At 49.7% G+C, this 25,148-nt stretch carries 18 protein-coding genes; 14 read left to right on the top strand and 4 right to left on the bottom strand.

Annotated features, from left to right (window positions below; translation table 11 throughout):
• Positions 1 to 251: 251 nt before the first annotated feature.
• From CSW98_RS13410 to ilvN, 9 genes are all read left to right on the top strand, one after another.
• The gene (locus CSW98_RS13410) at positions 252 to 932 is read left to right on the top strand and encodes a TetR/AcrR family transcriptional regulator (protein WP_100800986.1); all 681 of its coding nucleotides are present in this window, start codon (positions 252 to 254) and stop codon (positions 930 to 932) included.
• On the top strand, positions 922 to 2,244 hold the full coding sequence (locus tag CSW98_RS13405; protein WP_100800985.1) for an efflux RND transporter periplasmic adaptor subunit: 1,323 nt from the start codon (positions 922 to 924) through the stop codon (positions 2,242 to 2,244). Before CSW98_RS13410 ends, CSW98_RS13405 begins: the two co-directional genes overlap by 11 nt.
• A complete protein-coding gene (locus CSW98_RS13400; RefSeq protein ID WP_100800984.1) occupies positions 2,241 to 5,342 on the top strand; it encodes an efflux RND transporter permease subunit in 3,102 nt (1,033 codons plus the stop codon). Before CSW98_RS13405 ends, CSW98_RS13400 begins: the two co-directional genes overlap by 4 nt.
• A gap of 251 nt (positions 5,343 to 5,593) precedes the next feature.
• A complete protein-coding gene (locus tag CSW98_RS13395) occupies positions 5,594 to 6,121 on the top strand; it encodes a phosphatase PAP2 family protein (RefSeq protein WP_100800983.1) in 528 nt (175 codons plus the stop codon).
• A gap of 3 nt (positions 6,122 to 6,124) precedes the next feature.
• The gene (locus tag CSW98_RS13390) at positions 6,125 to 7,186 is read left to right on the top strand and encodes an MJ1255/VC2487 family glycosyltransferase (protein ID WP_100800982.1); all 1,062 of its coding nucleotides are present in this window, start codon (positions 6,125 to 6,127) and stop codon (positions 7,184 to 7,186) included.
• A gap of 346 nt (positions 7,187 to 7,532) precedes the next feature.
• The gene (gene leuO, locus CSW98_RS13385; protein WP_100800981.1) at positions 7,533 to 8,480 is read left to right on the top strand and encodes a transcriptional regulator LeuO; all 948 of its coding nucleotides are present in this window, start codon (positions 7,533 to 7,535) and stop codon (positions 8,478 to 8,480) included.
• A 238-nt stretch (positions 8,481 to 8,718) separates the two neighbouring features.
• Positions 8,719 to 10,518, top strand: a complete 1,800-nt coding sequence (locus tag CSW98_RS13380) for an AMP-dependent synthetase/ligase (protein ID WP_100800980.1) — start codon at positions 8,719 to 8,721, stop codon at positions 10,516 to 10,518.
• A 281-nt stretch (positions 10,519 to 10,799) separates the two neighbouring features.
• A complete protein-coding gene (locus tag CSW98_RS13375) occupies positions 10,800 to 12,521 on the top strand; it encodes an acetolactate synthase 3 large subunit (protein ID WP_100800979.1) in 1,722 nt (573 codons plus the stop codon).
• A 1-nt stretch (position 12,522) separates the two neighbouring features.
• Positions 12,523 to 13,017: an acetolactate synthase small subunit gene (ilvN, locus tag CSW98_RS13370; RefSeq protein ID WP_100800978.1), complete on the top strand. Its 495-nt coding sequence runs from the start codon at positions 12,523 to 12,525 to the stop codon at positions 13,015 to 13,017.
• A 50-nt stretch (positions 13,018 to 13,067) separates the two neighbouring features.
• Here the strand turns inward: ilvN and CSW98_RS13365 are convergent, their stop codons facing one another.
• The 4 genes from CSW98_RS13365 to CSW98_RS13350 all read right to left on the bottom strand — a co-directional run bounded on the left by CSW98_RS13365 (position 13,068) and on the right by CSW98_RS13350 (position 19,554).
• Complete coding sequence (locus CSW98_RS13365; RefSeq protein ID WP_100800977.1) at positions 13,068 to 14,831, bottom strand: PglL family O-oligosaccharyltransferase; 1,764 nt, start codon at positions 14,829 to 14,831, stop codon at positions 13,068 to 13,070.
• A gap of 31 nt (positions 14,832 to 14,862) precedes the next feature.
• Complete coding sequence (gene uvrA, locus CSW98_RS13360) at positions 14,863 to 17,688, bottom strand: excinuclease ABC subunit UvrA (protein ID WP_100800976.1); 2,826 nt, start codon at positions 17,686 to 17,688, stop codon at positions 14,863 to 14,865.
• A 224-nt stretch (positions 17,689 to 17,912) separates the two neighbouring features.
• Positions 17,913 to 18,791 carry a UTP--glucose-1-phosphate uridylyltransferase GalU gene (gene galU / locus CSW98_RS13355; RefSeq protein ID WP_100800975.1) on the bottom strand — a complete coding sequence of 293 codons (879 nt, stop codon included), beginning with the start codon at positions 18,789 to 18,791 and terminating at the stop codon, positions 17,913 to 17,915.
• A 133-nt stretch (positions 18,792 to 18,924) separates the two neighbouring features.
• Positions 18,925 to 19,554, bottom strand: a complete 630-nt coding sequence (locus tag CSW98_RS13350; RefSeq protein WP_100800974.1) for a helix-turn-helix transcriptional regulator — start codon at positions 19,552 to 19,554, stop codon at positions 18,925 to 18,927.
• 296 nt (positions 19,555 to 19,850) lie between these two features.
• On the opposite strand from CSW98_RS13350, the gene CSW98_RS13345 reads away from it, so the two are divergent.
• The 5 genes from CSW98_RS13345 to CSW98_RS13325 all read left to right on the top strand — a co-directional run bounded on the left by CSW98_RS13345 (position 19,851) and on the right by CSW98_RS13325 (position 25,146).
• Entirely contained in the window at positions 19,851 to 20,390 is a 540-nt protein-coding gene (locus CSW98_RS13345) for a single-stranded DNA-binding protein (protein WP_100800973.1), read from the top strand.
• Between the two features lie 275 nt (positions 20,391 to 20,665).
• Positions 20,666 to 22,657 (top strand): RNase E specificity factor CsrD, encoded by a 1,992-nt coding sequence (gene csrD / locus CSW98_RS13340; protein ID WP_100800972.1) that lies wholly within the window; start codon positions 20,666 to 20,668, stop codon positions 22,655 to 22,657.
• 18 nt (positions 22,658 to 22,675) lie between these two features.
• Positions 22,676 to 24,127 (top strand): PilN family protein, encoded by a 1,452-nt coding sequence (locus tag CSW98_RS13335; protein WP_100800971.1) that lies wholly within the window; start codon positions 22,676 to 22,678, stop codon positions 24,125 to 24,127.
• Position 24,128: 1 nt separating this feature from the next.
• A complete protein-coding gene (locus CSW98_RS13330) occupies positions 24,129 to 24,800 on the top strand; it encodes a type II secretion system protein M (RefSeq protein ID WP_100800970.1) in 672 nt (223 codons plus the stop codon).
• Positions 24,793 to 25,146, top strand: a complete 354-nt coding sequence (locus CSW98_RS13325) for an MSHA biogenesis protein MshK (protein WP_232733533.1) — start codon at positions 24,793 to 24,795, stop codon at positions 25,144 to 25,146. The genes CSW98_RS13330 and CSW98_RS13325 overlap by 8 nt, the downstream gene beginning before the upstream one ends.
• Positions 25,147 to 25,148: the final 2 nt, after the last annotated feature.

Genomic DNA, 25,148 nt, shown 5'->3' with positions numbered 1-25,148 from the left:
CTCATCGGTATGCGTCAAGCCTTATGTTGAGTTTTTAAACATTTTCTTTGTCGTGTTAAGTCGTCAGTTTTAGATTCCGGGCTATTAGGTAGCGATTGAGCACCGACTGGCATACCTCCATTTCTGGATCTGGAGCCTGGCTCAGTATGATTTAATTAATCATTTGATTAAATTGTGTTGAATTTAATCAGTATCATTTGCCGGAGATCTGTTTCTATAATTAATCATCTGATTAATTGTGAGTGAATAGTATGCCTGACAACCATAAACAGGATGAATCCCGCCGGGCAGGTCGCCCGTCTGAAAAGCTGCAGGCACGGGATAATCTGATTACCGCTGCAAGGGGGCTGTTTACTGCACTCCCATACGATAAGGTTTCCACCCGAATGCTGGCGGATCGGGCTGATGTCAATGTCGCTATGATCCGTTACTACTTTGGCAATAAAGCTGGGCTATTTGAGGCGATGGTGCGGGATACGATAGAGCCGGTCAAAAAACAGGTCAGTCAGTTTGTGGCGGAAGGTAACCAGAAAGAGCTGAAAGATATTATGCGGGCTTATTATCAGACCATGTCTTCTGCTCCGATGTTTCCCAGACTGATCTTTCAGACCATGCATATGGATCCTGCTGCTCCGCAGAGGCAACTGCTGGAAAAAGTGTTGCTGGATATGCTGACGCCTTTGCAGGACGCTCTGTTTAGTGGCCGGATCTGGGGCACAGTGATCCGGCCTGAAATGAATCCGCTTTTCTGCAAGATAAGTTTCCTGAGCCTGATGATCTTTCCTTTTCTAGCCCCTTTGGGGATGTACGAGTTTCATGGTATTGAACGCAGCAGCGATTTTCTTAATGCCTTACTGGAACATAACCTTGAAGTATTAACACACGGTTTTATCCGGCCAGAGCTTTCCGATGGAGCAGAATATGAAATTTAATCGCAAGTACCTGTTTTTTCCGATACTGGCGCTGGGAGTTCTGGTGCTGATTATTGCTGTAAAAATGCGCCCGGACTTACCGGTTAAACCAGCAGAAAACCGGGCTCGTCTGGTGGAAACCATACCGCTGACACTGAAAGCGGTGGCTCCCCGGGTGATAGGGTACGGTAAGGCAGTACCGAAAGTGGAATGGAAAGCGATAGCGGAAGTGTCCGGTAAGCTGGTTTACCGTCATCCGGAACTGGAAAAAGGCCGGGTACTGGAAGCCGGAACAGAGATCCTGCGCATTGATCCGCTCGATTATGAACTGAAACTGGCTCAGGTGGAATCAGAACTGAGCTCTAACCGGACTCAGCTTGCCCGGTTGAACCTTGAAGAGCAGAATCTGCGCGAGACCCTGAAGATCGAACAAAACCGTCTGGCTCTCAGCAAAAAGGAACTGGAACGTAAACAGAATCTCAGAACAAAAGGGCTGGCTTCTCAGTCGGAGCTGGATCAGCAGGAGCAGAGCTACCTCTCCCAGCAGAAAGTCGTGTTGGAACTGAACAACCAGCTGTCTCTTTATCCCAGCGAGCGTCAGGTGGCTCAGGCTCAGATCCATGTCAGTGAATCTCAGGTGGCCGAAGCCAGACGTTCTCTGGAGAAAACCTCTGTCCGTCTGCCGCAGACGATGCGTATTGCTCAGGTCGATATTGAAGATAATCAGGTTGTTAACCTGCAGCAGACTCTGGTTGTTGCACATGGCATCCGTACCATGGAAGTTGAAGCGCAGTTTTCCATTCATGATATGCAGACCATAGCGGCCAGTCTGCCGGAAATTCCGCGTAGTGCGGGGGGCATACCACAGCCGGATATGGCGGCCATCAGTGCGGTGATTGAGCTGAAAAGCGGCAGTCTGCATACCTTCTGGCCGGCGCGTGTTGCGCGTTTGAGTGAAACAGTGGATCCGAATCAGGCAACGGTCGGGGTGATACTGGAAGTGGATCAGGATTATGCCCGCTTTGTACCGGGTGAATCTCCGTTGCTGGTGAACGGTATGTTTGTTCAGGCTCGGATCGAAGGACAGGCGAACCCTTGCTGGGTAATCCCGGAGCGGGCTCTGCACGGAGATAAGGTCTATATCAAAGGGGCAGATAATCGTCTGCAGATCCGCCCGGTCAGTGTCGTCTTCCGCCGGGAGCATTCCGTGGTGGTTGAGGGTGATTTTACTCAGGGAGAAGCGTTGATCGTGAATGATCTGTTGCCGGCGATTGAAGGCATGCTGCTGAAAACGTCAACTGGATCCGCGGTGGCTGAAGGAGCTTCATTATGATTCGTTTCTTTTCCCGTCATCCAACGGCGGCCAATCTGCTGATGTTGTCGATGCTGATGATCGGTCTGACGGCTCTGCCGACGATTAAGCGGGAAACCTTTCCCGAGTTTGACCCGCCTTATATTCAGGCCAGCGTGATTTATCCGGGGGCTTCACCACAGGAAGTCGAAGAGAGTATCTGTATCCGGATGGAAGACGCGGTTGACGGTTTGTCGGATATTGAAGAGCTGCGCTGTCAGGCTGTGGAAGGCTCGGCCAGTCTGATCGTCAAGTTGACGGAGCAGGCGGATGTCAGCCGGATGCTGGTGGATATTCAGACCCAGATTAATGCGATTAACGATTTTCCCGACGAGATTGAATCTCCGGTGGTGAAAGAGCTGGACTGGAGTGAGCCGGTTGTGGATGTGGCGATTACTGCCGAAACCAGCTGGCCGGAGCTGAAAGCCTATGCGGAGCAACTGAAACGAACGCTGAAACTGGACTATAACGTTTCCCTCGTGGAAGTCAGCGGCTTTTCCGACCACCAGTACCGGGTAGAACTGGATACGCATGCGATACGGCAGCTCGGGTTGAGTGTCGGGGACATTGCAACTCAGATCGGCAGCCAGAACATCAAGTTGCCGAGCGGCAGCATTGAAACGGCAGAGAAAAACTTTCTTATCCGCTTTGATGAGAGAAAAATTACGCCTCAGGAACTGGCATCGATAGTGGTCGGTTCATCCTCCAGCGGTTCTCTGATCCGGCTGCGGGATATCGCCACGATTACCGACCGTTTTGAGCTGGATGAACAGAAGATCCTGTTTGACGGCAAACCCTCAGCACTGCTGAAGGTGAGTAAAAATAAAGAGGATGACGCGCTGCGTATCAAGGCTCAGGTTGAACAGTTTGTACAGGATCAGCGCCTTATAGCACCAGACGGCGTGACACTGGCTCTGACTAACGATATTTCTTCGGTGCTGTGGGATCGTCTGACCATGATGCTGCGTAACGGCTGGCAGGGGATCATTCTGGTGTTTGCCACCATGTGGCTGTTCTTCAGTCTGCGTTACTCTTTCTGGGTTGCTGCCGGTCTGCCGGTTGCTTTCCTTGGCGGCCTGTTTCTGATGGCCAATGTCGGGCTTTCCATCAATATCATGACGCTGGTGGCTCTGCTGATGGCCATCGGTATTATGATGGATGACGCCATTGTGATTGCTGAGTCGATCGGTTCGCACATCGATCGCGGATATACAGTGGATGAGGCTGTGCTGAAAGGTGTGCATAAAGTGCTGCCCGGTGTGATCTCCTCTTTTCTGACCACGGTGTGCATTTTCGGCAGCCTGATGTTTCTCAGCGGTCAGATGGGCGCAGTGCTGAAGGTGATACCTCAGGTGTTGATCCTGGTACTTTCCCTCAGTCTGGTTGAAGCATTTCTTATTCTGCCGAACCACCTGTCCCATTCGTTGCACAAAAGTGCACAGGATAAGCCACCGGTGCGTTTTAAACGCATTCTGCTGGAGAAGTTCGAATATTTCCGCAATACCACACTGGTGAACGCCGTCGAGAAAGTGGTGCAGTACCGCTACGCTTTTCTCGGCAGCATACTTTCTCTGCTGTTGTTTTCTGTATCCCTGATTGCCGGAGGTGCGGTGAGTTTTGTGCCATTTCCCGAGTTGGACGGTGATCTGGCTGAAGCGCGGATTATTCTGCCGCCGGGATCGTCTCTCAGTCAGACAGAAAAAGTGGTGCAGCAAGTTGTGGCTTCTGCTGAGCGTTTAAACCGGCAGTGGACAGAAGATGTGGAAGGGGGAGTGACTCTGGTTGAGCATATCACCACTCAGTTTAATACCAATAAAGATGCCAGTGAAACCGGTCCGCATCTGGCCACTGTCCGTCTTGATTTGTTGGGTGCTGAAGAAAGAAATACGGTTCTGGATGATTTTATCGATGCCTGGCGGAAGGATGTCGGTGAGCTGGCCGAACCAGTGTCTCTGGTGTATAAGCAGCCGACCATGACCCCCGGCGGCAGGGATATTGAGATCCGGGTGCAGCACGATGCACTGGAACCACTTAAGGCAGCCTCGGTCGATATTCAGCACTATCTGAATACCTTAGCCGGTGTGCATGGTGTTCTGGACGATATGCGCATGGGCAAAGAAGAAATATTGGTGAAGTTGCTGCCGGGCGCTGAGACATTCGGGGTTAATGGTCAGACGATTGCAGCGCAGTTACGTGCAGCTTTCTTTGGCACTACCGCAGATCAGATTCAGCTGGGTACGGAGAATATCGATATCGAAGTGCGGCTGGATAAGGCTCAGGCCGGAGATCTGCAGGCATTGGCTAATTTCCCGGTTATGCTTCCGGACGGGAGCCAGTTGCCGCTGGCGGCGGTGACCTCACTGAGTATGCAGCGTAATTATGTCCGTATTCAGCGTATTGATGGTCTGCGTACGGTCAGTGTTTATGCCGACGTCGATAACCGAGTTGCCAGTTCCTCTGAGATTATCGCCCGCTTCAAAAGCGAAGTTGCTCCGCAGCTGCAGAGCCATTATCCCGGACTGAGGTTTGATTTTGAAGGGCAAACCAAAGACACCGCTGATACGGGTTCCTCAATGATAAAAGGGTTTGCTCTGGGATTGTTTGGCGTGTTTGTGATCCTCAGTTTCCAGTTCCGCAGTTATCTGGAGCCTTTTGTGGTCATGTTGGCTATTCCGCTGGCATTTATCGGGGTAGTCTGGGGGCACTTTATACTCGCTCATCCACTCTGTATGCCTAGTCTTATGGGGTTTGTCTCTCTGGCCGGGGTGGTGGTGAACGATTCCATTCTGCTGGTGCAGTATATCCGTCATCATGTTGATGAAGGAGACAGCGTGCATGACTCGGTAGTGAAAGCGAGCCGTGAGCGTTTCCGGGCGGTATTTCTGACCTCGATGACAACTGCAATGGGGTTGTTGCCTCTGCTGGCAGAAACCAGCTTGCAGGCGCAGGTTATTCAGCCACTGGTGATTGCTATCGTGTTCGGTATCTTCGCATCCACACTGCTGGTGCTGTTTATGGTGCCGGCGGCCTATGCCATTCTGGCCGACTGGGGTGTCGTTCATAGGCATAAGGCGCTTTGATTTCTAAAGAAAAACGTTCAGTTGCTACAGAGTAAGGCCGTATCGATAAGCCGCTTCGTCGCGTCAGGGAAGACACGGCGGAGCTCCGGAGGTCTGTGTTCGATACCGTTTTACTCTTCACGCAGACACATCAAGATCTCTCCTTAACTGTCATCAATAATCCAAATAAGCGTCACCTTGCTGTCATTTGCGCTGGCTAAGTTATAGACAGTAAGTCTGGAAGTTTACCCACAGATGATGGTAAGGAGCCGATGATGCGTATTGAGCCTATTGCACGATTTGATCTCGCGTTTTCCCTGTTCTGCCTGCAGCATAAGTTTAACGTTCAGGTAGCCAATATAGCTAAAGCTGTATCCCATACTGGTGATGGTCACCTGTATATCGTTTTTGGCTTGCTGGCATGGTGGATAGATGGTGTTGCCGGCAGATTATTCTTCGCCGCAGGTCTGACGGCGTTTGCGATTGAGCTACCGATTTACTGGGTGGCAAAAAACAGTTTTCGCCGCCGCCGTCCGGAAGAGTTTTCCGGACAGCTGATTTCTTTTATTACCCCTTCTGACCGGTACAGTCTGCCATCCGGCCATACGGCAGCTGCTTTTATTATGGCAACGCTTATCGGTCATTTTTATCCGGATGCTTATACCGGTTCTCTTATCTGGGCAAGTTTGATTGGCGCTGCCCGTATTCTGTTAGGTGTACATTTTCTGACGGATGTCGTGATCGGTGCCTTGTTAGGAACCGGAGCCGCGACAGCGGCAATTTCTCTGCTGGGAGCATAACATTTGAAGATACTGTATGGAGTTCAGGGGACTGGGAATGGTCATACTGCCCGCGCCCGTGCGATGGCTTTAGCGCTGAAACAACGTAATGCCGATGTCGATTTTATTTTCTCTGGCCGGGAAAAATCCAAATTCTTTTCTATGGAAGCCTTCGGTGACTTTTCTGTCTGCCGGGGGCTGACCTTTATCACTGAACAAGGCCGAGTGAATTACTGGAAAACCATCAGAGATAACAGTCTGATTCATCTGTATAAAGAGATTAAGCAACTGGATCTCTCCGGCTACGATCTGGTGATCAACGACTTTGAACCTGTGACGGCATGGGCGGCAAAACTACAGAAGGTTCCCTGTATCGGCATCAGTCATCAGAATGCCTTTCGTTATCAGGTGCCGAAAAAAGGTGACGGCTGGATTGATAACCGTCTTATCCATCACTTTGCTCCGGCTGATATTTATCTGGGTCTGCACTGGTATCATTTTAATCAGCCTATTCTTCCGCCTATCGTACATACCCGTTATGTGGATAGTATGCCGGGAAAACTGGGTTTTCATCTTGTTTATCTGCCGTTTGAAAGTATGCAGGATATTACGGATCTGTTGCTGCGCTTTTCCAGCCATCAGTTTGTCTGTTATCACCCGAATATTATAAAAACGGAAATTGTGGAAAATATTCGTCTGGAGCCGTTGTCACATAGTGATTTTCAGCGTGATCTGCACTTGTGCCAGGGCGTGATTGCCAATGGTGGTTTTGAACTGCCTTCGGAATCTCTGGCTCTGGGAAAAAAGCTGCTTCTGAAGCCGCTGGCCGGACAGTTTGAACAAGAAAGCAATGTGGCCACACTGGAATATCTGGGACTGGCTCAGTCGATGGAACATCTTGATCCGACCGCTGTACGTACCTGGCTGGACGAAAAACAAGCCGAAAGCATCAATTATCCTGATGTCGCCAGTCATCTTGTTGAGTGGGTACTCAACGGCCAGTGGGATCCCAGTACCACGCAACCGCTTTGGGAGTCACTATGGGAAAAAGTCGATTTTCCCAGTTATGCATCCATTCATGACTAATATCATTGGTCCTCCTTTTCGGGAGGATTTCACTATTTTCTGCGCGATTTGATAAATTCTGTTAATGAATTAGACCTTGTTCTATAGGTACGATCAATTTATATTTTTTTATATTTTTCCTATCGAATTGAAAAATAAAATATTTATTTGCCAATTTGTAAAATATTCTAATTATTTGTCAAACTTATTGGTGCGGGCTGATGCATTGGTGGATAGTGCATTTCAGGCATGTTCTTGAATTCAGAACATATTCTGACACTACATATATGCTGACACTACCAGTAAACATAACCGGGTCACCACTGGCAGTGAGGTAAACAGTAACTGACACAAAGTGAGGCCACCTATGCTGGATAAAGCCGTAGCAGCTAAGCGTGAAGAAGAGAATCGTATGGAATCGACATTACGTGGCGTTGATTTAAATCTGCTGACGGTCTTTGATGCCGTCATGCAGGAGCAAAATATTACTCGTGCAGCTCTGCATCTGGGGATGTCGCAACCGGCTGTGAGCAATGCCGTTTCCCGGCTGAAAGGGATGTTTGATGATGAACTCTTTATGCGTCATGGCCGGGGCATTCAGCCGACCCCTCGTGCATATCAGTTATACGCTACGATTCATCAGGCATTACAACTTATCCGCAATGAACTACCGGGGCAGGTTTTTGTCCCTGAAGCATCTGACCGCCAGTTCAGCCTTGCGATCTGTAATCCGTGTGATGCCCGTTTCGCCCCGGAAATCCTGAGACGGGTTGCAGAAAGAGCACCGCACATTCAGATTACTATGGATGTTGAGTCCGCAACAGACATCAAGAGAAAACTGCATTATCGCGAGCTGGATTTCTCTGTCAGCTATACCAATATGACGGATACCGGATTTGCCAGCATCGAATTATTCGAAGATGAGCTGGTGGTGGTCGCATCAGCCAAACACCCGCGGATTGGCGATACGATCACGGCAGAAGAACTTGAGCTGGAACGGCATGCCGTTCTGTCTGAACAGAAAGGGGAACACAGCTTTTTTGATCAGGCTTACCGCAATGTTCACAGTAATATTGCTTACAAAGGCAGCAGTCTGGGAAATATTTTATACGTAACGGAACAGTCCGATCTGATCACACTGGCTCCCCGTTCTATGATTGAAACCATGTCCAACTTACCGGAATTAAAGGTACTGGATTTTCCGCTGCCTGAAAATACCATCAAGGTTTACCTGAGCTGGCATGAGTCCGGTGAAAGAGATAAAGGTCATATCTGGATGCGGGAACTGCTGATGGAAGTCTGTACACGACACTGATCCTGCCCGCGTCGAATCATTGGTCATTATTTTTCCGGCACCGGTCAGTTTATCAACTGATCGGTGCTTTTCTGTCTCTGAGGTCGCGTGACCATACCTAGCCATTTATCCAAAGTGATCCGGCAGTGTTTTTTACAATTCTCTCTGCTTACCCTCACAATCATTATTGCCTTTTTTAAAACCGACTGTACACTTGGATGCCCAATCAGCTTACAGGTGTAAGCCAAAGGTTAACAGAATGGCCAATTTAGATTTTCATATTGTTAAAAGAATTAGAGATCAGGTTGCAAAAGGTGGCGAACGTGCAGCGTTACGCTATAAAACAGCAGATAAATGGAAAGATATCAGCTGGATGCAATTTGGTCGCCAGCTGGATAATTTATCGCTGGCTCTGTTGGCTCAGGGACTGAAAATACAGGATAAAATCGGCATCTTTTCCCAGAATATGCCGCGCTGGACTATCGCTGATATCGCGGCATTGCAGATCCGCTGCGTGACGGTGCCGATCTACTCCACAAACACGGCTGAACAGTCGGCTTATATTATCCGTAATGCCGATGTCCGGATCCTGTTTACCGGTGAACAGGCGCAGTATGACGCGGCAATCAGTATCTTTAACCAGTGTGAACTGCTGGAATGCATCGTTGCGCTGTCCGATGATATTGATCTCAGGGGACATCCGGCGGGAATACACTGGGAAACATTTATCGCTCGGGGTTCTGACTCTCACCGGGCTGAGCTGGGTGCACGTCTGGCACAGATCAACCTCGATGATCTGTTTACGCTGATCTACACCTCCGGTACGACAGGTCAGCCAAAAGGCGTCATGCTGGATTACCGCAATCTTGGCGCCCAGATGCAGGGACACGATCAACGTCTGAGCCTGACAGAGCAGGATGTCTCTCTCTGTTTTCTGCCTCTTTCTCATGTCTTTGAGAGGGCGTGGAGCTTCTATATTCTCCATCGCGGAGCCGTAAACTGTTATCTGCAGGATACGCGACAGGTGAGAGAGGCTCTGAGTGATGTGCGTCCGACCGTGATGTGTGCGGTACCGCGTTTCTATGAAAAAATCTTCTCTGCTATCCATGAACGGGTCGCCAAAGCGCCTCTGCATAAGAAAATGATTTTTACCTGGGCGGTCAATATGGGGGCCAGAGTGGCTGCCTGCAGGCAGGCGGGGCGCAAGCCCTCGTTTATCCTGAGCAGAAGTTATCAACTGGCGGATAAGCTGGTACTGGCTAAGCTGCGTTCCCTGCTGGGCGGAAACATTAAGCTGATGCCGTGTGGTGGTGCCAAGCTGGATGCCACGATCGGACGTTTTTTCCATGCGCTTGGTGTGAATGTCAAGCTCGGCTATGGTATGACTGAGACCACGGCAACGATTTCCTGCTGGGATGATCACTGTTTTGCTCCGGACTCTATCGGCACCACAATGCCGGGAGCTGAAGTCAAAGTGGGTAACAACAGAGAAATTCTGGTACGCGGGCCTATGGTTATGCGCGGATACTATAAGATGCCACAGGAAACGGAGCAGGCCTTTGATGAGCACGGATTCCTGAAAACCGGCGATGCCGGTGAGTTTGATGAGCACGGTAATCTGTATATCACAGACCGGATCAAAGAGTTGATGAAAACCTCCTGCGGTAAATATATTGCCCCTCAGGTGGTAGAAGGTGCGATTGGTAAGGATCACTTTATTGAGCAGATAGCCGTGATTGCCGATACCCGTAAATTTGTATCGGCGTTGATCGTGCCCAGCTTTGAAGCATTGGAAGAATACGCTAAAGAGCTGAATATCAAATACCATGACCATCTGGATCTTATCCGGCACAGTCAGGTGGTGGAGATGTTTGAAAAGCGTGTGGCTGAACTGCAGCAGGAACTGGCCAAATTTGAGCAGGTGAAGAAGTTTACCCTGTTACCCAGAGCTTTTTCTATGGATCAGGGCGAGCTGACACCGACCCTGAAGCTGCGGCGCAAAGTCATCCATGATCGTTATCAGGACGAGATTGAAAGTATGTATGAGGAAAAACACTAATAATTGTCTGTTTTATAGTCATTCATACTGGTTAAAAAACATAAGCACAGCATATGCTGTGCTTTTGTTTTTCCCCTCTTGATTTACTTTCCGATACGTTTAAAAGTAGTCGTTGCAGATGTATGGGTATGCCATACGTTTGTTATTACGTGTCAGCCCTGTTTTCCCCCGATGTACCGGCATCCGGGCTGGCTTTTAGGCTACGAATAAGCCCTAACGTGACAATACCCGCCGCTGCGTTAATTCATGGCGCGAGCGTATCCGGGTATTAAGGAGACAAGATGGAAATGTTATCCGGCGCGGATATGGTTGTCCGCTCACTGATTGATCAGGGTGTTGATCATATCTTTGGTTACCCTGGTGGTTCCGTTCTGGACATCTACGATGCCCTGCATGAAAAAAGCGATATCGAACACGTACTGGTTCGTCATGAACAGGCTGCTGTGCATATGGCTGACGGTTATGCCCGTGCAACCGGTAAAACCGGCGTGGTACTGGTGACTTCCGGTCCCGGCGCAACCAATGCGATAACCGGTATTGCGACCGCATATATGGATTCTGTACCAATGGTGGTCTTGTCCGGACAGGTTCCGGGTACCCTTATTGGTAATGACGCTTTTCAGGAATGTGATATGGTCGGTATCTCCCGTCCTGTAGTAAAACACAGTTTTCTGGTCACCCGTACCGAAGACATTCCGACGATTCTGAAGAAAGCCTTCTACCTTGCATCGACCGGTCGCCCCGGCCCTGTGGTTGTTGATCTGCCGAAAGATATGCTGGACCCGACCAAAACATACCCGTATCAGTATCCCGAATCGATCAAGATGCGCTCTTATAACCCGACGACAACCGGGCATAAAGGTCAGATTAAAAAAGCGCTGAAAAACCTGCTGGCAGCGAAAAAGCCGGTGCTGTACGTTGGTGGCGGCGCGGTGATTTCCGGCTGTGACCAACAGGTGCTTAAACTGGCGGAAGCCCTTAATCTTCCGGTTGTCAGTTCTCTGATGGGGCTGGGGGCTTTTCCCGGTTCACATCACAATTTCCTCGGTATGCTGGGGATGCATGGCGTGTATGAAGCCAATATGGCGATGCACAATGCGGATCTGATTTTTGGTATCGGAGTCCGTTTTGATGACCGGACGACCAATAATTTAGAAAAATACTGCCCGAATGCGCAGGTGATGCACATCGACATCGACCCATCTTCTATTTCCAAAACCGTCCATGCGGATCTGCCGATTGTCGGTTCTGCAGATGTGGTGCTGGATGCAATGCTGAAGCTGTTGGAAGAGCAGAGCGGTACGAATGATCTGGAAGCCATGGCGGAATGGTGGAATGACATCAGCGCATGGCGTGAGCGTAACTGCCTGAGTTATGACACCAAGGCGGGGGAACGCATTAAGCCGCAGCAGGTCATCGAAACACTGCATAAACTGACTAACGGTGATGCGTATGTGGCTTCTGATGTCGGCCAGCACCAGATGTTTGCGGCACTGTATTATCCGTTTGATAAGCCGCGCCGCTGGATCAACTCCGGAGGTCTCGGCACGATGGGCTTCGGTCTTCCTGCCGGTATGGGCGTAAAATTTGCGATGCCGGAAGAAGAAGTGGTTATCGTGACCGGTGACGGCAGCATCCAGATGAATATTCAGGAGCTGTCGACAGCACTACAATATGATATTCCGGTTAAAATTATTAACCTGAACAACCACTTCCTTGGCATGGTAAAACAGTGGCAGGATATTATCTATCAGGGACGCCATTCTCACTCTTATATGGACTCCGTGCCGGACTTTGCCGCTATTGCTGAGGCGTATGGTCATGTCGGTATGCGTATCTCTTCGCCGGATGAGCTGGAATCCGGGCTGCAAAAAGCGTTGTCGATGAAGAACAAGCTGGTGTTTGTCGATATCCATGTCGATGAAACGGAACACGTGTATCCGATGCAGATCAAAGGTGAAGGGATGGACAAAATGTGGCTAAGCAAAACGGAGAGAACCTAAGATGAGACATATTATTTCACTATTGCTAGAAAACCAGCCGGGTTCTCTGTCACGCGTGGTTGGTCTGTTTTCCCAGCGTGGATATAACATTGAATCACTGACGGTATCTCCGACAGATGATGAAACCCTGTCGCGTCTGAATATCACGACAGCGACCGACGCCATGGTACTGGAGCAGATCGAGAAACAGCTGCATAAGCTGGTGGATGTGCTGAAAGTGCAGGAGGTTACGGAGTCGGCGCATATAGAGCGGGAACTGATGCTGGTGAAGGTTAAAGCCACCGGTTCTGATCGTGCCGAAGTAAAGCGCATGGCTGATATCTTCCGCGGCCAGATCGTCGATACCACACTGTCTCAGTACACCATTCAGCTAACTGGCGAAAGCGATAAGCTGGATGCATTCCTGACGGCAATCTCTGATCTGACCGATGTGATTGAGGTTGCCCGCAGCGGCGTCGTGGGTATTGCCCGGGGAGAGAGGGCTCTGAAAGCCTGAATCTGACCGGCCTGAGGTCAGGCATGTTGTCTGGCCTCAGCTTCATCTGCTCACCGCTCTGTTTTTTCCGCCGGATTGTTTTTCTCTGACACGGGCTCTTTTTCTTGCGAATACGTAAACTCAGGAAATAACAGCCGGGCTTCTGTTTCCACTTGGCGGGCTTTGCTCTGCTCTCCCATCCCCAGATAGGCAAGGATCAGGTCTGCGTACAGCTCTGCTCTGGGTTTCTCACGGATAATGTCTTGTGACCAGTCAATGTAAGGTTGGATCAACGCCGGGTTATGGTCTTGCAACCCCAGTAGCAGATCCGCACGTAGCGTATCCCGCTCATAGCGTTCTTTCCAGGCAAAAGGATTCGATACACCGGACAGCTGTGCCGGATGAGCACCGGACTGCTCGAAGCGGGTCAGCACATAGTTTGTATGCAGTGCAGTGAGCATATAAGCCGAGATACAGAGCGGCAGCAGCACCGCCGTCAGTTTCAGCACCACCCGGGCAACACGGCTGAACGGCTGGAAATAATAGGTAGCCGTGCGCTGATCAACCCAGAACAGCAGCACAATAAATATGACCCAGTGCATCACGGAGTGATAAAAGGGGGATGCCAGCTGGGTATGCAGAACCAGAGGAATAAAAAGCCCGAGCATGGCCAACCGGGTTCCTTTGCGTGCGGAATAGATCTTGAGCAGCACCAGACCGGCAGTCAGCATGATCCCCAGCACAGGTATCAGACCGCCTTCCACCCCCCAGAACAGCAGTTCATTATGCGGATGCTCCATTGCCTGCATGCCTGACGGGTAGGCAGGATTCAACTGATGCTGCCGGGCCGTGTACAGCATGTAGGCTGCCTCAAAACGGCCGTATCCATAACCGGTAAATGGCCGCTCTATCAACATATCCAGCGTCTGAGGAAGGGTTTGCAGGCGTTCGCTCTGTAGTCCGGCCTGCTCTGTGATCATCTTTGTCGTCTGTTCTGAGGTGGAACCCAGTATCAGTCCGGCACTGATACCAACCAAAACAGAAATACCCCAGCCCAGCAGACGTTTTCGGGTGGAAAAACGCAGCAGGTAAGGCAGTATGGTCAGTACACCCAGAACCGCACCAATCCAGCCGGTACGGGATGCCAGCACGACAATCAACGGCAACGTCAGAGAAGGCACCAGATAGAGCAGGGAAACATGAGTGACTTTACGGCCGTATTTACGTTGCTGACGGGCAAGCAGGTAACCGGACAGCAGCATGCCGGTTGCCAGAAAGCTGGCCATGACATCCGGTTGCTGGAAAATACCGTACGGGCGGTTGATGCTCACATCATAAGCAAAATGATTGTCTGCCGGTAACAGCAGAAACTGGATATAACCCAATACGGACTCAATCAGCGTAGCGAGTACGATCATCCACAGTAACTGCTGTTTGTATTTGTTGCTCAACTGAAACTGCTGCAGCAGCAGAAACAGCAGAAATCCGCTCCATAATCCGCTGAGTCTCGGCAGCGCTGCAAACGATGCGGCATTGGCATACAGTATTGGAAGAGAGATGATAAGGACACAGAGAAACAGACCGATGGTCAGCCTGGAAAAGCGCAGTTTCTGATTGTTGGCGGTCTGAAACAGACCGATAGCCAGAGCCAGACTGAGCCCGATCCAACTGGCTGCATTAAACGGAACGTCAATGCCCGTTCCTCCCGGATTGGGCATAAAAAAGTGCATGGCGATAATAAAGATAAAGCCAAAAGCAAACATAAATTTTCGGTTCAGCGGTGCACTGGCTTTGATTGGTTCCAGTTGCGTACCGCTAAAATGAATGATTGCCATAGTGTCGTCTTATCCTTTACCGCCGTTTTTATTATTCTAACATAGGCTTAAGGAATCTGGCGGTATGTGACCCCGGAATCTGTGCGACTTGTTCCGGAGTACCCTGTGCAATAATGTCACCGCCGCCATTGCCTCCTTCCGGGCCAAGGTCAACAATCCAGTCAGCCGTTTTGATGACATCCAGATTATGTTCGATGACCACAACGGTATTGCCGTGATCCCGCAGACGGTGCAGCACGCTCAGCAGTTGCTGAATATCATGGAAGTGCAGACCCGTAGTCGGTTCATCCAGAATATACAGGGTTTTGCCGGTATCCCGTTTGGACAGCTCCCGGGCCAGTTTTACCCGCTGTGCTTCACCACCGGAAAGTGTGGTTGCTGCTTGTCCGAGACGGATATAGGAGAGGCCGACATCCATCAGTGTTTGCAGCTTACGGGCGATCACCGGAACCGGATCAAAAAATGTCCGGGCATCTTCTACCGTCATCTCCAGTACTTCATCAATGGTCTTGCCCTTGTAGCGGACTTCCAGCGTCTCACGGTTATAGCGTTTGCCTTTACAGGCGTCACAGGGTACATACACATCCGGCAGGAAGTGCATCTCTACCTTGATAACCCCATCCCCCTGACAGGCTTCACAGCGTCCGCCACGGACGTTAAAACTGAAGCGCCCCGGCTTGTAACCTCTGGAACGGGATTCCTGTGTGCCCGCAAACAGTTCCCGGATCGGTGTAAAGATCCCCGTATAGGTTGCCGGATTGGAGCGCGGTGTTCTGCCTATCGGGCTCTGGTCGATATCGATAACCTTATCGAAGTGTTCCAGCCCTTTGATGGCTTTATACGGTGCCGGTTCTGCTGAAGTGGCTCCGTTCAGTCTTGTCTGTGCTATCTTGTAGAAGGTGTCATTGATCAGCGTCGATTTTCCTGAACCAGATACCCCGGTTACACAGGTGAACAAACCGACAGGAAGTGAAAGTGTGACCTCTTTCAGGTTGTTGCCGCTGGCACCGATCAGTTCGACGGTTTTCTCCGGATCCCTTGGTGTACGTTGCTGCGGAATCACGATAGCCTGTTTACCGCTCAGATATTGCCCGGTCAGCGACTCCGGTGTCGCGATGATCTCATCCACCGTACCTTCAGCAATGACTCTGCCGCCATGCACACCGGCTCCCGGACCGATATCAATGACATGGTCAGCCATGCGGATCGCATCTTCATCATGTTCGACAACCAGTACCGTGTTACCCAAATCACGCAGATGCGTCAGGGTCTGCAGCAGGCGCTCATTGTCCCGCTGATGCAGACCGATGGAAGGTTCATCCAGTACATACATGACACCGACCAGGCCAGCACCGATCTGGCTGGCAAGCCGGATACGCTGAGCTTCACCTCCGGAAAGGGTTTCGGCACTGCGTGAGAGATTCAGATAATTCAGACCGACGTTGACCAGAAACTTCAGCCGGTCATTGATTTCTTTCATGACCTTATCGGCTATCTGTGCTTTTTGCCCGGTCAGTTGCAGGTTGTGGAAAAATGCCATGGCATCACTGATGCTCATTTCTACGATATCCGGTAAAGGGGTATCCTGCACAAATACGTTGCGTGCTTCGGTTCGCAGGCGGGTTCCGTCGCAGGAAGCACAGGTTTTGGTAGAGATATATTTGGCCAGATCTTCACGTACCGAGTTAGAGTCCGTATCCCGGTATCGTCGTTCCAGAGTGTTCAGAATCCCTTCAAACGGATGGCGTTTAACCCGGGTATCGCCCCGGTCATTGATATAGCGGAATTCGATTTCACTGCGTCCCGAGCCGTGCAGAATAATGTCCCGTATTCTTTTCGACAGGGATTTATACGGGACGAACAGGTCGAAATCGTAATGTTCCGCCAGTGACGAGAGCATCTGGAAATAGTAGTAGTTTTTCTGATCCCAGCCTTTGATTGCACCTTCGGCAATACTCAGGTTTTCATCTACAATGACCCGTTCCGGGTCAAAATACTGCTGTACCCCCAGACCATCGCAGGTCGGGCAGGCTCCCGCCGGATTATTGAATGAAAACAGCCGGGGTTCCAGTTCCTGCATACTGTATCCGCAGTGAGGGCAGGCAAAATTAGCCGAGAAGATGATGTCTTCCTTATCACTGTCATCCATCCAGCCGACAGCCACAATACCACCGGACAGTTCCAGTGCCGTTTCAAAGGATTCTGCCAGGCGCTGTTGCAGATCATTGCGCACTTTGAAGCGATCCACCACGACCTCGATGGTGTGTTTTTTGTGCAGTTCCAGTGTCGGTGGATCGGTCAGATCGCAGGTTTCTCCATCGATACGTGCACGGATAAAGCCTTGCGCCGCCAGATTTTCCAGTGTCTTGACGTGTTCACCTTTACGCTCTTTCACAATTGGAGCCAGCATCATCATGCGCGACCCCTGAGGCAGTTCCAGCACCTTGTCGACCATCTGGCTGATGGTCTGGGCTGTCAGAGGTACCTTGTGGGTCGGGCAGCGGGGCTCGCCTACTCGGGCATACAACAGGCGCAGGTAATCGTAAACTTCGGTAATCGTGCCTACGGTTGAGCGGGGGTTGTGGGATGTTGACTTCTGTTCGATAGAGATGGCCGGGGAGAGGCCTTCAATATGGTCTACATCCGGTTTTTCCATCAGTGACAGAAACTGGCGGGCATAAGCAGAAAGCGATTCGACATAGCGGCGCTGCCCCTCAGCATATAAAGTATCAAAGGCCAGAGAAGATTTGCCCGAGCCGGACAACCCGGTAATGACAATCAATTTATCGCGCGGAATGGTCAGACTGATATTTTTGAGGTTGTGGGTGCGGGCTCCCCGCACTTCGATATTATCCATGATGAGCACTCACCTTACTTTCTGTACTTTTAAGTATCATTCGGGGCAAGTATTACATAGAGTTAAAAATGTGCAAAGAGAATACTGTATATAAAAACAGGCTTATGGGTTTTTCGGCAGAGATGATGTCCTGAAGCGGCACATTCCCACGCTTTGCGCAGGAATGCAGATCCGCTTTAAGGTACTGACTCAGGGTGTCTGTGCAGACGCCCGGAGAAACCGGATCAGGAAGCAGATTTATGCGTAGAATGCTTACCCAGTTCAGTTTTTTGTTGATCTTTCAGGTAGATGTTTTCATAGCAGTAATTGGTTGCTTCGATATAACCGTCGACGCTACCGCAGTCGAAACGCTTACCTTTAAACTTATAGGCCAGTACACAACCGGATTTTGCCTGCTTCAGCAGCGCATCCGTGATCTGAATTTCACCGCCTTTGCCCGGTTCCGTTTTTTCGATCAGTTCAAAGATATCCGGAGTCAGGATATAACGGCCGATAATCGCCAGATTGCTTGGTTCTGTTCCCGGTTCTGGTTTTTCCACCATATCATCGACGCGGAAGATATCGTCTTTAATCATCTCGCCGGAGATTACACCATACTTGTGGATTTCTTCCTTTGGCACTTCCTGAACGGCAACGATAGAACAACGGAACTGTTTGTATAGTGCCACCATTTGTGACAACACACCGGCACCGTCTTCATTGACACACAAGTCATCGGCCAGTACGACGGCAAAAGGATTGTCACCCACCAGTTCACGTCCGGTCAGAATTGCATGTCCCAGACCTTTCATTTCACGCTGACGAATATAGGTGAATGAAGCGGTGTCCATCAGGCGGCGGATATCAACTAACAGCTCTTCTTTGTTGGTGCCGTTGATCTGATGTTCCAGTTCGTAGTTTTTGTCGAAGTGGTCAATCAGGGTGTTTTTGCCTCGTCCGGTAACCAGACACATGCTGTCCAGACCGGCTTCAATCGCTTCTTCCACACCGTATTCGATCAGTGGTTTGTTAACCACCGGCATCATCTCCTTCGGCATGGACTTGGTTGCAGGAAGGAAGCGAGTACCATAGCCAGCCGCAGGAAAGAGGCATTTTTTAATCATAGTTATTACCTTTGTTGTTTATTTTTTGTCCCGGAATGCACGGATGCATAAAGTGACGGTATCATGGCAGTATGACAAAATAACGTCAACCATTCCGGCGGAGATAACTCCGTAGTGTAGCTACTTTCTGTTTTTAAGGTAAGAACTTGTGTGCCCATTCGATAGCCTGAGCCCGGTTTTTTATCCCGAGCTTTTTAAAAATTTTATACAGATGGGACTTTATCGTGAACTCACTGATAAACAGCTCATCAGCAAGATAACTGTTGGAAGCCCCGCTTTTCAACAGGCGCAGCACGTCCGTTTCTCTCGGGCTCAGGTTATGCAGATGGGGCTTTCCGTGACGGATAATGACGGACTGATAGTAACTCAGCAACTGGATGGCTATCGGTTCCGGCAGACAGAATTGTCCCTGTCCGGCCTGAGCGATACCGGCATAGAGCGTCTGTAAAGACTCATCCTCGTAGAACAGGGCTTTTAATCTGCCCAGATTCAGTAACTGAGAGGTGGGTACCTGTTCCGGAGCCTTAATGATGACGGACTGGCATCTGGGATAATGCATATAGACCGGCTCAAGTTGCCGGGCATACTGACTGGCAGTGGCAAAGTCCAGTAGCAGTAGTGTTTTATTCTCCGGAGAAAGGTATGACGGTATGCTGTCGATATGCTCCATATAGTGGATCTGGCCGGAGTAATATTGGCTGAGTGCCGGTACATAACCGGCAGTATCCGTGAGACAAAGTAAATTCGGGACGGGTATCGGCATCTAAGGATTCCTCAACGAGTGTGTTACCCGCTATTTAAGAAGCAAATGCCATCGTCTTGCTACTCCTTCTGTGAAGAAAGTCTGATAAATGCGTTATATGTCAGTCTGTTAGTGTATGTGCGTGATCTTGTTACAGGTATTTTTCTTCCGTGATCGCAAATAAGACGTTTAGCATGAGTGTTTTCTGATCTTGTCGGGAAAAGTCAAAAATAGTGCCAACTGGGAATGGAAACTATAGACAGGCATGGTATTCTTAGCAGCCATTATTACTGAAACAAAATCGAACGGAGCAAATCATGGCCAGCCGTGGTGTGAACAAAGTAATCCTTGTGGGCAATTTAGGACAGGATCCTGAAGTGCGCTACATGCCGAGTGGTGATGCAATGACGAATATCACCATTGCAACTTCTGAAACCTGGCGGGATAAAGCGACAGGTGAACAGCGTGAAAAAACAGAATGGCACCGTGTTTCTGTGTTTGGCAAAACGGCGGAATTTGTTGGTGAATATGCCCGTAAAGGTACTCAGGTTTATGTAGAAGGTCAGCTACAGACCCGTAAATGGCAGGATCAGAATACCGGTCAGGAACGTTTTACCACCGAAGTGGTTGTGCGTTGGCCGGGTGGTGAATTGCAACTGCTGGGCAACCGCGGACAAGGCCAGAGTGCCGGTCAGCCAGCTCAGCAGCAGGGCGGTTGGGGACAACCACAGCAACCTGCACAGCAGCAGTATCAGGCACCGGCGCAGCAACAGCAGCAACCGATGCAACAACAGCAACCGGCTCAGCCTCAGTACAATGAGCCGCCAATGGATTTCGATGACGACATTCCATTCTAAAAAAACCTTAATCGAATTAAGGTAAATAATATTCAGAAGCAGGTATTCTGCATAAATATTTGAACCCGACGTCATTGTCGGGTTTTTTTATTTCTCAATTACGAGACAAACTGTAAAAAATATTATTCGTTTGGAATTTATTGAGATAAATGTTGATAATAAGTTCCGCTTATTCATTCACAATGCTTTATGATATGCCGATAATAGATTTGATATAAATTAGCTGGTATAGATTATCTGGTATAACTAGTGGGTAGAAAAGGACTTCAGTATTCATGAGATATACCCCCACGCTCAAATTAAGCACACGCTTAACGGCATTTGTCACCATGATAGTGATCAGTGCCATGTTTATTTTATTTGTCGGTAGTACGTTTTCTTTTAACCGGATAGGAAAAGAACAGGTTGAGCGTTATCTGAGTAGTGTGGCCGGTATTATTGAGCAAGAGGTGGATCGCTCGGATTTTATTTCTGCTATCCAGCGCTGGTTACCAGCTCAGCTGGAAGCCAACAGCGTGGTTGAGATGACACTGAGCCGGTCGGATACGGTTATTTATCAGTTTAAGAATATACCGCGCCAGATGGACAAAGAGCGGCTGTATCAGCAGAAATATACGCTGAAAAAACCGGGTGACTATCAACTGACGTTTAAGGTTATTCCTGCATATCTTGGGTACGGTTATTCCTTTGGGGCACTGTCATCCATATCGGTTGCGGTTCTGCTGGTGGTCTTTTTTCTGTTGCGTGGCGTCCGGTGGCTGAAAATACAGCTGAAAGGGTCTGAACTTCTGGAAGAACGCGGCAGAATGTTGCTGGCCGGCAAGGTTGAGGAATACGCGACAGGGAAAGACGAAGAATGGCCGTATACCGCCAGTCAGGCACTAGATACGCTCATTGCAGAGCTGAAATATGCCCGTCAGGAGCGCAGCCGTTTTGATACCTTTATCCGGACGCATACCTTTCTGGATCAACTGACCGGAGCAGCTAACCGGGTACTGTTTGACAGCAAACTGGAGTCGGCGTTGCAGGAAAGCGGCGCGAATGGCGGTATGCTGCTGATGCGGATCCATGACTGGGAAGCCGTCTGTGATAGCAATGATAAATCTGCCTGTGATACATTTTTAGTGGCTGTCGGTAGGGTGATATCCAATAGTGTGCAGCGTTATCCGGATGTCACATTTGCCCGGTATTATGATTCTGATTTTGCAGTACTTATCCCGAATCAGACCGTGAAAGACATCACTACTTTGGCTGCTCACTGTTTACGTCAACTGGGGAAACTGGCACCTTTATCACCGCTGGAAAGTGATAACTGGTGTCATATCGGGCTGACCATGTATACGGAAGGCGAGCGGCGCGGACATATTCATGGTGAGGCAGAAACGGCACTGAAAAGTGCCCAGTGGCAGAATAGCAACAACTGGTGCCAGTTTAAAAAGCAGATGAAACGAACGGATTCCAGAGGAACCGTGCGCTGGCGAACGCTGTTTGATAAGTCGTTTAAGAAAGGGAATGTTCTGATATTTGAACAGCCCTGCTATCTGATGGATCACCCGAGCGGTACGACACATTTACTGCATAATGAGCTGTTTGCACGTATAGATGATGACGGAATCGGCATATTGAAAGCTTCCCGTTTTACAGTTGCTGTAGAACAGGTAGGCTATGAATCTCAGATGGACAGGGCTGTTTTGCATAAGGTGTTTGATTTTCTCCGCTCTTCCTGTCTGGGGGAAGATTACTCTGTCAATCTGCACACCTTGCCGTTTAAAGATAAATATTATCTGCGTTGGTTCCGGGATGAACTGCTGCAGATGCCAGTGGAGATGCGCCAGCGGCTGAGCTTTGACTTTGTGGAAGGTATGCTGGTCAGGCATCTGGATCATATGCGTCCGGTGGTTCGAATGATCACCGGGCTTGGCTGCAAAGTGGTGGTCGGACAGGCCGGCAGAACCATTACCAGCACACATTATATAAAAGATTTAAATATAGATTACCTGAAACTGCACCGCAGTCTGGTAAAAAAAATAGAACAACGTCAGGAAAACCAGCTGTTTATCCGTAGTTTGATCGGCGCCTGTGAAGGAACTCGTACACAGGTGATAGCAGTGGGTGTGGAAACAGGTAATGAGTGGTCCGCTCTTCTGGAGCTGGGCGTCGACGGAGGTCAGGGACGGATGTTCCAGGCTGAAATACAGATCATACCGAAACCGATAGCACCCGCAGTTCAGATCGGCAAGCGTAATCGCTGGCGAAAAAAATATTAAGAGGATAGAAATAGCCGTATGAGTTTATCTTCACTGCTGGGGCGCTTCAGGCATTCAGGGCATAAGGCTGCTCGTTTGACGATTGTCATTCAGTCCCATGTGATTTATCTGCTGACCGAAGCCATGGTGGCGGATCATCAGCAAGCCCTGATGTTTCCTATTACAGACGGCTGGGAATCGGCACTAAAATCGGCGCTGACAAGCGGAGACTACTCCGGAATGGCAGCAACCGTCGTGTGCTGTTCGAATTATTACCATATCTATCAGCTGGATAAGCCGGATATTCCGCAGCAGGAGTGGCCGGCGGCTTTGCCGTTTCTGCTCAAAGACATGAGCGGTGAACGGGTCACCGATATTATTGCGGATGCGGCTCTTTTACCTGACGGCAAAAAGATTCAGGCGTATGTGCTGAAAAGGGCGACGCTGAATCAGCTGCTGACTTGTCTGCATACCAGTAACATTCATTTGGAACGCATCATACCGGAAGATGCTGCATGGGGTAGTGTTAAGAAAGATCTGTCCGGGTTTATGCTGTTGCACCGGGGGCCGAAAGGCAGCTTTAAGATTGCGGCTTTTGTGGAACAGCAAAACCGTTTTCACCGTACATTGCGTAACATCATTGTTCCTGTTACCGGGCAGGCCGCCAGTGCGTTACAGCTGGACAGTCTGGCACTGGAACTGCAACGTTCTATCGATTATCTCTCTTCTCAATTACGTAACACGGATCTGCACCAGCTATTTCTCTGCTGTGATGAAGAAGAACAGGAAGAATTGCTGCATAGTCTGGATGAACGGCTGAACGTCAAAGTGCTGCCTCTGGTTGCCGATGCATCCCGAACCAGCGGTGAGATGCTGGCACAGGTGGTTCCTCTGTTGTCTGCGGAAGGCATTAATCTTTATCCTGCCTACCTTAAACCGAAAAAACAGACTTTTACCCTGAAAAATGTGGCGGCTGTCTGGGGCATTGTCGCGGTTCTGATGCTGGCGGGATATGGGTATTATGCGTATTCGCTGCACCGGATTGAATCGGATCTGACGTTAGCGGAACAGCGATCAGAGAGACAGCTTGCGGAACTAAAACATCTGCAGGAACAGGTGAAAAAGCATAAGCCGACCCCTTCTAAACTGCTGGCAGCAGAGCGGTTCGAAGCCGATATTCAGGCAAAAGAGGCTTCACTGGCAGCGATAAGCCATTATGACCAGTCGTTGCAGGCCGGTTACTCCGGGGTGATGTCGGCACTGGCGAAACTGAGTGACAAAAATATCTCCGTAGCAGCGATTGATGTGAACAACACCCGAATGAACCTGTCCGGCCTGGCCAGAACCCCAGGGGCAATTCCTGCGTGGGTAAAACGCTTTAACAGTGAAATGGAACTGACCGGACGAACATTTGAAAAACTGAATATCAGTCGCAATGAAGGGGATATGATCACCTTTGAGCTGACAACACAAGCAGAAGGAGAGCAGTAAGATGCGAGTGTGGAATCAGTTAAATGACAAGTTTCAGGCGCTCTCTGTCCGGGAAAAATGGCTGATCGCCGCGGGTATCACGGTCACTCTGATCGTGCTACTACACAGTATGCTGATTGAACCTGCAGTGGTTACGGCGCACAGCAAACAGCGTCAGCTCACTATGCAGCAGGATCAGATCCAGAATCAGGCAAAAGAGATCGAACTGCTTAAGCGCCGGTTACAGGTCAATCCGGACGAAGAGATAGACAACAAACTGCAGCAGCTCTCTGAGCGTAGTCTGGCGCTGTCTGAACAGCTGGCGGCCATTGTCGATAGTCTGATCACTCCGCAGCAGATGGCCGGGCTGCTGGAAACTGTACTGAGCAGCAGCAATAAACTCAAGCTGGAAGCGCTGGAATCCCTGCCTCCTGAAGCAGTACTGACCGGGAATAAACCGGTAGATGATGCGAACAATGCGGGATCTTCTGCGGTCGGTTATTATATTCATCCGGTCAGAATTGAACTGACCGGACGCTATTTTGATATTAAGAATTATCTGGAAACGCTGGAAACCATGCCGGTGAAATACTACTGGCGCAGCTTCAGTTATCAGGTAGAAACCTATCCTGAGGCCAGACTGATTTTAGAAGTTTATACCCTGGGAACCAGACAGGAGTTTATCGGTGGTTAGACAATGGATATGGGTGCTGTGTTTGATCAGCGTAACATCAGCGGTTAACGCTTCTCAGGATCCGACGGCACCACTGGGGTGGGTCAGTACCGGCAAGGCGGATTCAGTGGCAGCAAAGCCAGCAGCAAAGAAATATGCGCTGCCTGCTTTGCAAAGTATCATCTGTAGTACATCCGATGTCTGTTCTGCTGTGCTTGGTGGTCAACTGGTCTCTGAAGGCGAATCGGTACACGGATACAAAGTAAAAACAATAACAAAGGAAACTGTCACAGTGGTTAGGGGTGGCAAACGATGGGCTCTTGAGCTTTTTCCTGTGGATATTAAACATGAAAGGTTGCAGAAATAGCT

The organism is Vibrio sp. HA2012 (assembly GCF_002812955.1).
Taxonomy (GTDB): domain Bacteria; phylum Pseudomonadota; class Gammaproteobacteria; order Enterobacterales; family Vibrionaceae; genus Vibrio.
The sequence above is the reverse complement of the archived record's forward strand: the minus strand, read 5'-3'. Positions and strand labels throughout refer to the sequence as shown.